We start from the raw sequence: 13,980 nt of genomic DNA on the forward strand, positions 1-13,980 counted from the left end.
TGAGCATAGCTGGCGAAGCGGCAGTCTCGATAGCCAAATTTATTTTTAAAGTTACTTCCCTTTTGTTTCGAGGCGCTCGTTGGTTAGTCACCAAAGCATATAACTATGTAATGAAGTAGCTGCATAATAAGATAGCGACATAACGAAATAGCTATTTTGCACAGTCGTAATTACTAACCAAGCTAAATGGTTAAGTCATTACTTTCATTACGACCCCTCACCAATAAAAAGCGCGACCTCCTAGGTCGCGCTTTTTTGTATGCATAGTTTATAAGCACTTTCTATCAGCGATGGCGTTAAATGGTAAAACTATCGTTCAAATAAAAACCATACTACACCTGTTCCAACGAAACAGACTTCTAACTTATACAGGTACTAAAATGAAAAAGATTGCACTTAAAATTGTAGGACTAACGGTTTTGGCTTCTGCGCTAACTGGTTGTATCGGCAGTAACGCCGTAACAGGGAAAGTGATGAAATTTAACGTTGAAGTTGTCGATAACCGCTATGCTCGTGCGGGTGTAAACTTCTTATTAGCGCCTGTGTACGGTATTACAACCGCAGCAGACTACGTGGTATTCAACTCACTTGAATTCTGGACAGGCAAAAACCCTATCAGTGGCGCACCACACGTATTTGATACAAAAACAGACACTCACTTCAAAGTGAACGATGACCTGGACCCAAGCCTAAAAGAAGCGCCTGTAGGTCCAATATCTAACAACCGTACTATTGAAACCGGTGAAATGATTAAGATCGATGAAAACACTATCCAAATGGATATCGTTTATAACAGTGGTGAAACCGCAACACTCACTGGTATCAAAGAAGGCCAAAATGTGACTTACTACATGGATGGCCAACTCGTATCGCAAACAACGATTGCGGAACTAGAAAAAATACAAGCAACTGCATCTTAAGACACAGCTCTGCTAAACAATAAAAAGCCCGGCAATCGCCGGGCTTTTTTGTATATACGCTAATCGGACTGAGACTGTGCCAACCGAATACTGACTAAACTCGCCACCATAATCGCTAAATAGAAGCTGCCGATGATAGATTCCATAAATACAAAGAACTGAGCAACTGGCAAGGCTGGAGAAATATCTCCATAGCCTACCGTTGTCAGAGTAATAAAGCTGAAATACATCGCATTAAACAAATTGGTTAGCCAAATTTGCTCTTCTAAGCCATTAAATGCGTTAGGAAAGATCTCGAGAATCAACAAGTAGATAGTCGACCACGCAAAGCCTAGCAGCAAATAAATACAGATAGAGCCTATGATGTGATTGGGGGTGACCGTTTTCGCTTGCATCACTTGCCTTAAAGCGGAGTAGATATGCGAAAACAGAAACATGGTTAGTGCCGTTAGCGTCACTATCGACAAATTGTAGCCTTCTAGGAAGGAGAAAACACCAGACACCGATGCAGTAATCAATAACAAACCGTACCAAGAGCGATACAGAGACCGCTCTTTATGAATGCCGACAATCGAAACCGCTAAGGTAATGATGATCAAGAACAGAATCGTTTTTTGGCCTTGCGGATAAAACTGCTGCATCACCGCGCAACCAAAAAACAACATCAATAGTGCGTAAAATAGGAAGTAGAAGTTGTCGTCTTCCGAGACTGCTTTCATCTATTTGTCCTCTTCTTTTTGCTCAAAGCCTAAGCAAGATACCATTGTCTAGTACGACAAACTCAAAATGCTGCACCGACAAACAAGCATACGGTGCCGGACATCGTCATTTCACCTAACTCACCGAGCAGAATCACCAAAATTGGAATATGAGAGCCACGACTCAGCAGTTCAACAAAGAGCTCAAACTCTTTCTTATCAACGATTGCGCATGAGGGGTATTAAGCTCCTATCCCCCTTATGCTGTTTATCCATGAAGTCAAATTGTTCCTTACCTAAGATAGCAGATCAAACATAAACTCACATAGGCTTACTAAACAGTAAAGGTTGATTATACCTACCAATAAACAAACGGTTAGTAACCATTAAGCATGTAACCTGTAAGTATTATTCTCGAGCCCCTTTATTGAACTAGAGGCTCAGCTTCCGCACCAAGACAACTCGAATCTTGTTGTTACTCAGATTTGACGCAAGCGCGCAAATGGTTGCACCGATATCCACCACAAATGCCTATCAAATTCCGACATTGAGTAAGTAAGCCGTGATAGGGAGCATTGCTATAAACAAACGAGCTTAAAATAACACAACGTAAAACACTTTTTCTAACGTAATCATACACTCCCATAAATAGTCTAGTATGTGTTGGATTCCCCAGAATTATGTCACCCGAAGTAATGTTCCCTAGCTGCTCAATTCTCAATCGCACATTTCGAAATGATACCGCCACCCACCTTCGATGCAGCGGACTTAGTAAAACGAGGAAAAGCACACATTGGTATTATCTATGCCGGTATTCACGAGTCTGATTGAGAAGCTGGAAGGTTACTCTTTGCAATACAATCAATGGCAAGCAAACTAGCTAAAACTACATTGCAATATCGGTAGTGCGTTTCGCCGCACTACCGCATTTCGACACATTTCACCGATAAATATCTTTGTCGTCTGGACAAAACACCCTAGTTGATGTCCCAAACTGACATAACTAAACTGCGATCCGAAAGGGGTTGTCGTGCCTATGCATGGTTAACGAATCAATCCAAATCGCTCTTTAACACTACTGACCTAACCTCAAATCTCCCGTGTAGGCATTGCTAACGTCGCCTATGACAGCTTCAAATAGATCACTTTTTGAATTTAATTCGCCCCAGTTTATGAGTGCTCTTCGAGTGCTTTTTTATATCTAAATGAACCTTTTGGAAAATTTGTCGTGAACGTTTTAAGAAACATTTGCCCTGAGAAAATGGGTAAAGAGCGTAACAAACGAGAGTATGATTTACGCGTACTTAATTGTGTCAGTGAAAGTGAATATGAATCGCGTATGGCGGTTTGGAACAGCCTAACGATGGCTGCAACGCCGTCAGCTTCGGAAACAAAAGGCTTCATCGATGAGGCTTTCAACAAACTACAAAATGACTTAAAAGAGACAAGTCGCGAGTTATCCATTAACTACACCGACTTTATTGCGATGGCACATGAGGAAATCAATTACATCAAGATTTTCGTTGCCGATAAAACCTCACAGTACGGTTGGTACGCAGCGATCGCTTTGATGATCATCGGCACCATTGCTTTGTGTATTCAGTAAGATAGGTCCTATCTTAAGCTGAAGCTCCCTTGAGCGCTTTCATACGCGCTAACTAGAAAACAAATGACTCGCTTCATTTGTTTTCTAGTCGCTACAAACTCAGTCTCCCATCAGATTTACTAAGTCTTTCGTCGCCTTTTTAGGATCTTCTGCGTGACAGATTGCAGAGACTAGCGCTAAGCCGTGAATACCTGTTTCAACCAACTGTAGGATATTAGATTCGTTGATGCCACCAATTCCGACTATCGGTAACTTGGTTGTTTCCAACGCCAACTTAATACCTTCGTAACCCCAATACTTTTTCAGATTTGTTTTTGTCTGAGTCTCAAACAGTGCGCTGAGGCCAATGTAATCAATCGGCAAGTCATCAGCTTCTTGTAACTGCTGTTCAGTCTCAATCGATAAACCAAGAATCTTGTCTGAACCAATCAGCTTACGTGCTAGTGCGGCTGGCATATCCGATTGCCCTAAATGCAAACCATCGGCATCCACAGCTAATGCTACATCAACTCGATCATTAATGATCAATGGCACACCTGTTCCAACTAAAACTGATTTAACGGCTTGTGCACGCTCGACGAAGGCTCTCACATCTCCGTGCTTTTCTCTTACTTGAACCATAGTAACGCCACCAGCGACCGCTTTTTCAACCACAAACTTAAGCGTTTCTAAATCTTGTTGGTCGTCAGTAACCAAGTAGAGCTTGTAAGGGTTCATACCGTTCCTTTCTAATCGATTTCTATCATTGGTGTTCTGCTATTTTACCGACAAATCGCCTGCTATGCATGGGAGTTAATACTAAAATCTCTGCGTTGCACGAACAGATCAAATACGCAACTCGTTGAAAGCATATCGAAAAATCTGAACTTTTTAACCAAAGCGTTACTTATTACACAAACTATTCACTTTGAGCATGCCCGATACACCGTTTTATGAAATACTCCAAAATGAAGGAATCAGGTAAATATAGGGATAGTTATGCGCCACCTTTCTATAGCGCTTAAGATCAAGCTGGGGTTTGCCATCTGCTTGCTCTTTTTCGTCATTTCAGGCCTTGTTAGCTACAAAGGCATTCAAACCTTGTCGAACGGCTTTAGCGAGTACAGCGAGCTCAGCCACAAAGCGACTCAGTCTGGCAACATTCAAGTGCACTTTCTTAAGATGCGTTTAGCCTCTGAACGTTACTTAGAGTCATTGGATGAGCAATATGAAGCGAATTATCAATCAAGCAAACTAGCGATCGATGATCTGCTTAATAACTTAATCGAAAACACCACTAACACTGATAGCCTATCAAGCATACAGCTGGTTCAAGACAGTGTTGCAGCCTTTGATACTGCCTATGGCTCAATGAAGCAGAGCCAGCTAATGATCGACCAGTTAGTGAATGTTGAAATGGTCAAAAGAGAGACTAACGCGCTAAAAGCCGCACAGAGCTTGTTGTATGAGTCTTACAATAACAACGATCCAAACGCAAGCTTGTACGCAGGTATGCTAATGGAGAACTTTCTCGCAGCTAAGATCGCGGTTATTAGCTACTCGAACAACAACAACCTCAAAACCTACGAAGCAGGTAAAGATATCTTTGAATATGCTCTGCCAGGTATTGAGGGTGATATTGAGTCTCTGAAGTCTTCTCCTTACCAAAGCGAGCTGATTGAAGACTTCTCTCACCAGCGTGAAGCCTATGCGAAAGGCTTTGAGCAAGTTCATCAACAGATGCTGGAGAACACTCAAAGAACCGCTACCCTTTCTTCGATTGGTGATAGCTTAGCTATCGCGGTAGCTGATGCTCAAAGCATTCTAGAACAACAGAAACAGGCGCTGACACCAGAGCTGCAAGCCAGTGAAACGCGCTCAATTCAAATCATCATCTTACTAACGGGTGTGGCGTTAGTTATCGGCATGACAAGCGCCGTTTTAGTGACTCGCTCTATTACCAAAGGTATCGCACAAGTTAAACAGATCACCAATGAGCTTTCTCAAGGTAACTTAAATGTTGAAGTGAACATTGAGAGCAAGAACGAGATTGGTGAACTGCTGACTAACATGGAAATCACCATTGAATCTCTGCGTGATATCGTAAGCCAAGTGAACCGCTCTAGTGTGCGTATTGGTGAAATGTCTGAGTCACTCAATCAAGTGACTAACAACAGCTCGACCAACGCAACGCAGTTGAACAGCGAGATGATGAACATCTCAACCGCAGTCGACCAACTGGCTTCAAGTACATCTGAAATCGCTTCAAGTGCTAATCACGCCTCTCAAGTTGCCAACCAAGCAACTGAGAACGTCGCGATGGGCCTCAAAGAAGTAGACAAAACACTGCATGAAATTGGCAGCGCCGATGAGAGCATGCAGGTCAGCAGCCAGAAAGTGACCGACCTACACAAAGAGTCGATGAACATTGGCGCAATACTGGAAGTAATCAAAGGCGTATCAGAGCAGACTAACCTTCTCGCGCTGAATGCCGCGATCGAAGCCGCTCGCGCAGGTGAACAAGGTCGCGGATTTGCCGTCGTGGCGGATGAGGTAAGAACGCTTGCTAAGCGTACTCAAGACTCTGCTAGCCAGATTGATGAGCTCATCACCTCACTACAACGTGGCGCTAAAGATGCGTTAGAGTCGATCAAAGAGAGCCATAGTACGGTTTCAGATGCTTCAACACAGGCGCAGCAAGCTTCTCAGAACTTACATGTGATAAATCAACACATCCAAGACCTGAACCAAGCCAACAGCCAAATCGCGGTTTCGGTTGATGAGCAGGATCGTCTTACCAAATCACTGGGTGAAAATGCGCAAGGTGCGAATACCATCGCGCAAAGTAACCAAGAGTCAGTCAGCAGCATTTCAGGTGCAGCTAGCGACTTAACTGAGGTTGCGCATCACCTAGAGAGCCAAGTGAACCGATTTAGAACCTAGTCAGCTAGTCTATACACTGCTGGTACAGTTCCAAACCAATAATAAAAAGCCCCCAACACATAAGTGTCGGGGGCTTTTCTATAACTAAAGCGTTTTAAGTTAGGCTTCTAACTGATTTCTTAGGTGCAGATGAACCTTATTGAATCTTCAAACGTTTAATCAGAGTTTCTTCGTCTAACTGATATAGCTCATCAAGCAAGTTCATTTGCAAGCTACCCGGACCGCGAGAGTTCTCAGCAGCAATTTCACCAACCACACCTAATACCGCCGCGGCAGCCAAACCGCTTTCATCACCAACAGCAGCAAATGCGCCAGTCAGTGCGGTTAAAGTACAACCCATGCCCGTCACATACGGCATCATTTGGTGTCCATTGTTTAACGTTACTACGCTGTCTTTGGTGACAACATAATCCGTCTCGCCTGAAATCACCACATTTGCACCGTATTCAGCCACTAAGCATTGTGCAGCACCTAACGCAGCACCACTGCTATCAAGCGCATCCACACCTTTGCTCTGCGCTTGCTCGCCCGCCAATGCAATAATCTCAGACGCGTTACCACGAATGATTAGCTTATCCGCTAAACGTGCGATTTGACGAGAAGTCTCGGTACGCAGCGTACTTGCACCACAACCGACTGGGTCAAGCACCACAACCTTGTTGTTCGCGTTCGCTTGTTCAACCGCGAAGCACATTCTTGGCGCCCAGACACTGTCGAGCGTGCCAATGTTGATCACCAAAGCGCCAGAAAATGACATCATCTCAGCCAGCTCTTGTTGCGAGTGCGCCATGATAGGCGAAGCACCAATTGCCAATAACGCATTGGCTGTATTGTTCATCACCACATAGTTAGTAATATTCACAACCAGTGGCTTTTGCTCTCGTACTGCGCGCAGCGATTGGATGATTTGTTCAGTTAGCATGGATTAGTCCTTATTCGTAAAAGTCGCTTTAAGCCGTTGTTGAGTCATTCAGTGCATTCAGACCTTGCTGCCAGAAAGCCACTTCCATACGCGTTGCGGTTTTAAATATATGCACGATGTTCTGGCCGCGCTCGCTGTTGATATCAATTTCAGCCAGTAGCTGATTGAAATACTCAGCGCCTGTTGCCACGCCAGACTGGAACTCTTCACCACCGTAAAGCTGCAACCAGCTTGCGTATGGGTTACCTTCCAAAACAGTGTCACTGCTTTCTAATAGCGCTTTACCAATCACAGCATAACCAATTGAACACGGAGCCAATGCCGCATAAAGATCAACAAGATCCCCCGTCATACCCGCGTCTAAAACGTAGCGCGTGTAAGCGACGGTGCCGAAATCTTCTGGTTCGTTTTCTAAATCAGATTCCGTTAAGCCCCATTGACCACAGTAAGTCACGTGGTGAGAAATTTCAGAATCCAATAGAGCATGAACACTTGGCAGAGCACGGCGCATATCAGCTAGTGTTTTTGCCTTATAAATCGCCAATGCATAAGCACGGGCATACTGTTTCAAGAACAGAAAATCTTGTTTCAAGTAATGCAGAAAACACGGCTGAGCAAGAGTGCCGTTTGCCAGCGTTTTAACAAAATCATGCTCGGTGTAATCTTGCCAATCTTGCTGACAGGCTTGGATTAAGTCTTGGTATTTCATGAGATCCCTTAGTCAAAAGCCGGTACGTAATCAGCAGCTTTTGGTAGTGATTTGATAATGCCTTTGTCGAACATGAACTGCGCGTAATCATCGTAACGCTTCATGTCTACCGCAGAAGGGCGAAGTGCAAAACGAGTCAATGTGTCGTTCCATGCACGTTGGTTAAGCTCGTTGTTTAACGTATCTGGCGAATACGCCACAAACTCACTCCAAGAGTCTTGCGGGTGGTTCACAATGTAAGTGGTTGCTTGCTCAAGTGCTTTGTTGAATGCTTTGATTGCTTCGTCGTCGTGTTTCTTTGCGTTCGCCACAAAGATCAACTCGTCGTAAGCTGGCACACCGTGCTCTTCTGGGAAGAATGCTTTGGCTTTAAAGCCTTCAAGGGCTAGTTGATTCGTTTCGAAGTTACGTAAGCCACCCCAGATTGCATCTACTTTGCCTGATGCCAGTGAAGACGACAGTGCCCAACCCACATTGATAGTTTGGACGTCAGTAAACTCAACATTTTCCTGAGCTAGCATGGTGCCGATCGTCGCTTCTTCATTACCTGCAATCGCGATACCGATCTTTTTGCCTTTCAGATCCGCTAGTGAATCGTTCTTGCCGTTATCCAGCACCATCAAGGTGTTCAGTGGTGTGGCGATTAGGGTTGATGCACGAACCAAAGGCAAGCCTGCGGCGACATCCATAGTTAAACTTGGTTGGTAGGTTACTGCGAGATCGACCTTACCTGCTGCAACGAGTTTTGCTGGCGTGCTTGGGTCAGCTGGCTCTTGGATTTCAATCTCTAGGCCCTGATCTGCAAAGTAACCACGCTCTTGAGCAATCACAATAGGGCCGTGGTTCGGGTTTACAAACCAATCCAACATCAGTGTCAGTTTCTTGTGTTCCGAATCCGCTAATGCATGACCTGAAACTAGCGAAGCAAGCAGTGCCACTGCACCTACCAATTTGGTGTTTTTCATAGTTAACCTTTCCTTTTGAATATTATTATTGTGTTTGTCGATCTAATTTCTAACGAGGTTTGTTTAGATAAATAGCCTGAGCGAAGCTTTATTAAACAAAGAGTTATTGAGCTAGCCATCATTGGTTCCCCCAGGGGATAGCTTTTTTGAGTAATTTGTCTGTGATGAAGTAGAGCGAGATAGAAAGCACCGCCAAGATAAACAAGGCAGCAAACATCTCATCAATGATCATGCGCGCATTGGCTTGCAGCATTAGGTAGCCTAGCCCTTCACTCGAACCCACCCACTCGCCAACAACCGCGCCAATCGGAGCGATAACCACTGCCACACGAATGCCCGACGCCAATGTTGGCAGAGCAGCAGGAAGTTGAATGTGGCGTAGCAGTTGCCATTTAGATGCACCCATCGTCTTAGCGAGATCAAGATACTCAGTCGGAGTATTTCGCAGGCCGTCATAACAGCAGGTAGTTACAGGGAAGAAAATTATGATCGCCGCCATCACTACTTTTGAGGCGATACCATAGCCAAGCCACAGCATCAGTACTGGCGCGATCGCAAATACAGGAATCGCTTGGCTAGCAATCAAGATCGGCAACAGCCAGCGTTTCAATGGGTCAAACATCAACATCTGCAGAGCGAAAAACAGCCCCATCGTCAGACCTAGTAATAGCCCTAGCAAGATTTCTTGTGCAGTTACCCAAGTGTGTTTGAGCAACACGTCATAGCGTTCAATTAGCTTGAGGAAAACTTCAGCAGGAGCCGGCAGAATAAAGCTTGGCATTTCGAAAACAACGACCACAAGTTGCCATAAGCCGAGAATCACAACACTGCTGATAAGCAAACGCATAACGGGATTCATCTGAGTTGAACGCTCAGACCTAGCCTGCACGTTCGTTGGCTGAGTGACAGCTTCACTTCGCGTTAAATCAGTCATAGTCACGCTCCAACTGGTCTAAGATCGCCTGTTGCAACTCGGCACACTCACCATCGAGCACTCGTGGCGTCGCCGTGTGAGGCACAGATAAAGAGTGAGCGCTCGCAGGTGTGCCTTGGAGCACATACAAGTTATCCGCCAAACGCACTGCTTCTTGCGGATCATGAGTGATCAACACAACGGTTTTATCTCTTAATAGTTCACAGGCTAAGCTCTGTAACTTGTGTCTTGTTACCGCGTCCAGTGCTGAGAAAGGCTCATCCATCAACACCACTGGCTTGTCTTGCATTAAGGTTCGAGCCAAAGCAACACGCTGGCGCATACCACCAGACAACTGATCCGGCATAGTATCCGCGTAATCGGCCAAACCAACTGAAGCGAGTAACTCGAACGCTCGGTTCTTTTGGTCTGCGTTTTGATGCTTGTTCGTAGTGTCTTGGAAGCGATGGCTCAGGCATACATTGTCGATAACCGACAACCATGGCAGTAACAAATCTTGCTGTGCCATGTAAGCGATGCGATTGGTTAAAGGCAGTTCATCAGACGTTACCAATGTGCCCTGCCACTCCACCTTGTCGCCCAACAAACCTGCTAAATAACGCAATACCGTCGTTTTCCCACAACCACTTCGCCCAAGCAGCACTGTCCACTTACCTGCGCTTAAGTTAAGTGACAGCCCCGACAGGGTCGCGTACTCGCTATCTCGGTAACGCAACGTCGCATTGCTAAGTTGAACGCTAACCGTATTAACGGACATTACCGTGCCCAGCGAAAAAGTGATTTACTGGGCCATGACCTTGACCTACTTTCAACTCGTCAGCATGGGCAATCGCGCGTGAAATGTATTGTTTACCTAAGTCGACAGCCTCTGGAAGCGTGTTGCCTTGAGCCAAGAAAGAAGCAATAGCAGAAGAGAGCGTGCAGCCCGTTCCATGAGTGTTTTTGGTAGGAAAACGCTTCGCGGTAATGACAGCAGATGCAGTTGGTAGAATCAGTAAGTCATTGCTGTTTTCATCTTTCTCTAGATGACCACCTTTTAGCAGAACGGCTTTAGCACCTAAAGCGCGTAAGTCTTCAATCATATCCTGCATTTCGGCTTCGCTTTCAGGAACGGCTTTTCCTGTCAGTGCAGCGCCTTCTGGCAAATTAGGCGTGATGATGTCAGCGAGCGGAATCAGCTCTTGTTTTAATGTGGTGATAGCCGAGTTTTCTAAAAGAAGGTCGCCACTTGTCGCGACCATTACAGGGTCAATTACTAAGTGTTTGGGCTGGTACTGTTTGATTTTGTCTGCAACGACTTTGATGATTTCCGAATCCGCTAACATACCGACTTTTACCGCCACGATATTCAAATCGGTGAACACCGCATCTAATTGGCTGACAACATGCTCAAGTGGGATTGGGAAAATGGCTGATACGCCTTGGGTATTCTGAGAGGTAATCGCAGTAATTACCGAACAAGCGAAGCTACCCGTTGCAGACATGGCTTTAATATCCGCTTGAATACCTGCACCGCCGCCACTATCGGAACCTGCAATGGTTAAAACAATCGGAGTATTGACCACCGAAGATTGGTTTTGTGGTGTTTGTGTATTCTTGAGTGGCGCTTGAGTGTTGGATTGCTGCGTCATGGTCGCTCCTACTATCTAAAAGACGTAAGAGAACCGAACTTTGGCCGTAAAGAGAGTGTGGAAGTGAAACCAATGAGAGCTCATTGTTAGACCACATAGACAAAGTCATCATAGTTCCCTACGCCAGTGTTAACTGAATCAGGTTCAACGGGTCTCGAATAACGATCTCAGCAAATACCAATTAAGGTGGATGCCCCCCGACTATTGATAACGATAGTAACAGCACTCTCGCGACTGAGATACTCATTTTATTCATTTATAAGATACAAGCATGAATAAAATTCAATTTAGCTTTGTTAACAAGCACTTAGTTTCGCTGATTATTTGGTTGTGATTGAATGGATAAACACATGACTATCAACAACATACCTATCCAACCGACCAAAGGTATCCGCTCCCCCACAATCCAAACAGCCAATACGGCGGCAACAACTGGCTCAAGCAAAGTAATCAAATTCGCACTACTTGCCGTGACATGTCTTAACCCGAAACTGAACGCGATATAACCCAAACATTGAGGAAGTAACACCAAGTAACTCACCACGAATATATTAGTACTTGAAGCGAATAGATTGTCACCAGTGAACCATAACGTTGGTAATAACAACATTGCACCTAAACCAAATATGCTGCCCATTGCCGCTTGTGACTTAATACCTTCGTCTATCAGAGCTTTTGTCGCCCACGAGTAAATGGCATAACAGAGACCAGCAACCAAACCTAAACCAATACCTAAAAGCTTCAGGCCATCATTAGGTTCGCTCCCCACTGACGACTCAGAAAAAACCAATAGTCCAATACCAACCACGCCAATGGCAAAGCTCGTCAGCCAACGTTTATTAATATTATTATTTTTGCTAATAAGACACTCTAAAAGCGCAGAAAAGAACGGAGCAGTAGCTATCGACACCACCGTTCCCATCGCGACACCCGATAATTTCATCGAAGAGTAGAAAGCCAAAGGATAGATCGCCAAAGCCAATGCACTCGCGGCTAACAGCTTTTTGTTGAGCAAAAGCTTATCAAGTGAAGATAAGATCTTCCGATACGCCAAGCCCGCTTGCATTAAGCCACCAACGCCCATTGAAAACGCGCCAATCGCTAGCGGGCTGAGATCCGGCGCAAAGCTTGCGGCTGTGCCTGTCGTACCCCATAAAACAGAAGCAAACACGATGGCTAAAGTGCCCGTTTGGAATTCGTTAACGCGATTGATGGCAAGATTCATTACTATTACCTAGTTTATTTTTATTTCTGAACTAGATAATAGTGAACATACGCTAGAGTTAGTTTGCCGAAAGGACGCTATTATTGCTTTGAAAGACTCTCTTTCATTGAACCTAAAAACGCCCTCGGAGACATGCCAAAGTGCTGAGAGAAGCGTCGACTGAACGCAGACAAGTCGCTATAGCCCACATTTTCTGCGACCAATTGAACAGGTAAATCGGTATGGCTTAGCAAGGCTTGTGCTTTCTCCATACGATAGCAAGTGATGTATTTAAGGGCACTGATTCCAATACACTCTTTAAAGCGCTTCTTAAATTGAGTGGGGCTCAAACAAGCCGTTTCTGCAAGCTGAGAAATAGAGAGAGACTGGGCGTAATTATCCGCAATAAGCCTTTGCACCGCACGAATACGAGGGTCGATGCTCTTGCTGACTTCTTGTTGCTCTAATAGCAGTGAAAACACATCTAAGATAGATGATTCAATGCCACTGTCCACTTGGTATTCTAACTGCTTTTCCACGAACAGCAAGAAGCTCATTAAAGGTGGTGTTATCGTGAAAACCGAAAGCTCATGCTCTAACAAGTGCTGCGGTAACTCCACCATATCCGCAACAATAAAGCGTGCCGCTTCATCCGCCTTAAACGCATGAGCTGTAGTGACTGGAATTACCACGCATTCACCAACAGCGACCTTTCCAACATACCCAACCATTTCAATACTAATACCCCCTTGAATAGGCAACACCAGTTGATGGTAGCCGTCATGGGCATGAGTATTGAATTGTTTGGTGTAAGATCGAATGCTTAAGCTAGATTTCATGAGCAACGCCGACGTTGGTTAAGTGCGAAAAGGTAACTGTATACAAGTAAAAGTATTTGAGACACATTAACTTATCATCTTCATTTAGTCACACTTCTCGTAAATAGTGACCGTTCCCCTATAGCGATACTATTCGATAACTCGAATCTCAATAGCAAAGATACCGTGAACCGGGATCATCTCTTTGTATTCGTGAAAGCTGTAGAGAAGCTCAACGCCCTCATCAATTGAATCACTCAAATTAGATAGCACTCCTAGTCCCTCTGTCATCAATAACGCTCTTGGGTCAGGATAGTTTCTTACGTCCAATACTTCGACAGTCAGCGCGTTTGGCTTAATCACATCTAAACCAACAAACGGTGGACCTGATATCACTTGAAAAGCAATGTGGTCTCCTTTAGTCAGCTGGTCATATTGAATTGCCTCATAACTGTTATTTGTTCTTATCTCAACACGCTTCGCGCCACTCTTTATTGCGTCTAGCGGTCGTTGGTAGATTTCCAGCTTGTAAGAATTCATAAGCCCTCTTTTCTAAATGTTTTCTAGTATTGATTACCATAATTCAAGTAAGCGCAGCCGTTACTTTCTATTGAGCTTAGTTCACATGAGTACAGAGTCACAAAATTAAAA

Annotated in this window: 14 protein-coding genes, 1 pseudogene and 1 riboswitch; of the genes and pseudogenes, 3 read left to right on the forward strand and 12 right to left on the reverse strand. The window is 44.7% G+C overall.

Going from position 1 to position 13,980, the window contains the following annotated elements; translation table 11 throughout:
- Positions 1-380: 380 nt before the first annotated feature.
- Complete coding sequence (locus tag BTO10_RS04360; protein WP_008216319.1) at positions 381-920, forward strand: DUF3332 domain-containing protein; 540 nt, start codon at positions 381-383, stop codon at positions 918-920.
- A gap of 59 nt (positions 921-979) precedes the next feature.
- On the opposite strand, the gene BTO10_RS04365 is transcribed toward BTO10_RS04360, so the two are convergent.
- Positions 980-1,639 carry a potassium channel family protein gene (locus BTO10_RS04365; protein ID WP_105023687.1) on the reverse strand — a complete coding sequence of 220 codons (660 nt, stop codon included), beginning with the start codon at positions 1,637-1,639 and terminating at the stop codon, positions 980-982.
- 48 nt (positions 1,640-1,687) lie between these two features.
- Positions 1,688-1,815 (reverse strand): annotated as a pseudogene (locus BTO10_RS04370) (AI-2E family transporter); the annotation flags it as partial.
- Between the two features lie 1,064 nt (positions 1,816-2,879).
- Here BTO10_RS04370 and BTO10_RS04375 point away from each other — a divergent pair.
- Entirely contained in the window at positions 2,880-3,224 is a 345-nt protein-coding gene (locus BTO10_RS04375) for a hypothetical protein (RefSeq protein ID WP_004738871.1), read from the forward strand.
- Between the two features lie 99 nt (positions 3,225-3,323).
- On the opposite strand, the gene thiE is transcribed toward BTO10_RS04375, so the two are convergent.
- Positions 3,324-3,941 (reverse strand): thiamine phosphate synthase, encoded by a 618-nt coding sequence (thiE, locus tag BTO10_RS04380; RefSeq protein ID WP_105023688.1) that lies wholly within the window; start codon positions 3,939-3,941, stop codon positions 3,324-3,326.
- A gap of 261 nt (positions 3,942-4,202) precedes the next feature.
- Between thiE and BTO10_RS04385 the strand changes: the two genes are divergently transcribed.
- Entirely contained in the window at positions 4,203-6,146 is a 1,944-nt protein-coding gene (locus BTO10_RS04385; protein WP_105023689.1) for a methyl-accepting chemotaxis protein, read from the forward strand.
- Between the two features lie 136 nt (positions 6,147-6,282).
- Here the strand turns inward: BTO10_RS04385 and thiM are convergent, their stop codons facing one another.
- The 9 genes from thiM to BTO10_RS04430 all read right to left on the reverse strand — a co-directional run bounded on the left by thiM (position 6,283) and on the right by BTO10_RS04430 (position 13,869).
- Positions 6,283-7,068: a hydroxyethylthiazole kinase gene (gene thiM, locus BTO10_RS04390; protein WP_105023690.1), complete on the reverse strand. Its 786-nt coding sequence runs from the start codon at positions 7,066-7,068 to the stop codon at positions 6,283-6,285.
- A 28-nt stretch (positions 7,069-7,096) separates the two neighbouring features.
- Complete coding sequence (gene tenA / locus BTO10_RS04395; RefSeq protein ID WP_061032307.1) at positions 7,097-7,777, reverse strand: thiaminase II; 681 nt, start codon at positions 7,775-7,777, stop codon at positions 7,097-7,099.
- 8 nt (positions 7,778-7,785) lie between these two features.
- Positions 7,786-8,742, reverse strand: a complete 957-nt coding sequence (locus tag BTO10_RS04400; RefSeq protein WP_105023691.1) for an ABC transporter substrate-binding protein — start codon at positions 8,740-8,742, stop codon at positions 7,786-7,788.
- 118 nt (positions 8,743-8,860) lie between these two features.
- Positions 8,861-9,676 (reverse strand): ABC transporter permease, encoded by an 816-nt coding sequence (locus tag BTO10_RS04405; RefSeq protein ID WP_105023692.1) that lies wholly within the window; start codon positions 9,674-9,676, stop codon positions 8,861-8,863.
- Positions 9,669-10,433 carry an ABC transporter ATP-binding protein gene (locus BTO10_RS04410; protein ID WP_105023693.1) on the reverse strand — a complete coding sequence of 255 codons (765 nt, stop codon included), beginning with the start codon at positions 10,431-10,433 and terminating at the stop codon, positions 9,669-9,671. The genes BTO10_RS04405 and BTO10_RS04410 overlap by 8 nt, the downstream gene beginning before the upstream one ends.
- Positions 10,423-11,307 (reverse strand): bifunctional hydroxymethylpyrimidine kinase/phosphomethylpyrimidine kinase, encoded by an 885-nt coding sequence (thiD, locus tag BTO10_RS04415; RefSeq protein ID WP_181143955.1) that lies wholly within the window; start codon positions 11,305-11,307, stop codon positions 10,423-10,425. Before thiD ends, BTO10_RS04410 begins: the two co-directional genes overlap by 11 nt.
- Positions 11,308-11,405: 98 nt before the next feature.
- Positions 11,406-11,517: riboswitch (TPP riboswitch) on the reverse strand.
- Positions 11,518-11,614: 97 nt separating this feature from the next.
- Positions 11,615-12,532, reverse strand: coding sequence for a DMT family transporter (locus tag BTO10_RS04420; RefSeq protein ID WP_105023694.1), 918 nt, complete (start codon positions 12,530-12,532; stop codon positions 11,615-11,617).
- Positions 12,533-12,612: 80 nt separating this feature from the next.
- A complete protein-coding gene (locus tag BTO10_RS04425; protein WP_105023695.1) occupies positions 12,613-13,350 on the reverse strand; it encodes a helix-turn-helix domain-containing protein in 738 nt (245 codons plus the stop codon).
- Positions 13,351-13,479: 129 nt separating this feature from the next.
- Positions 13,480-13,869, reverse strand: coding sequence for an ASCH domain-containing protein (locus BTO10_RS04430; RefSeq protein ID WP_008216358.1), 390 nt, complete (start codon positions 13,867-13,869; stop codon positions 13,480-13,482).
- Between the last annotated feature and the right edge of the window lie 111 nt (positions 13,870-13,980).

Source organism: Vibrio chagasii (assembly GCF_002954585.1).
In the GTDB taxonomy this organism is placed as follows: domain Bacteria; phylum Pseudomonadota; class Gammaproteobacteria; order Enterobacterales; family Vibrionaceae; genus Vibrio; species Vibrio chagasii_A.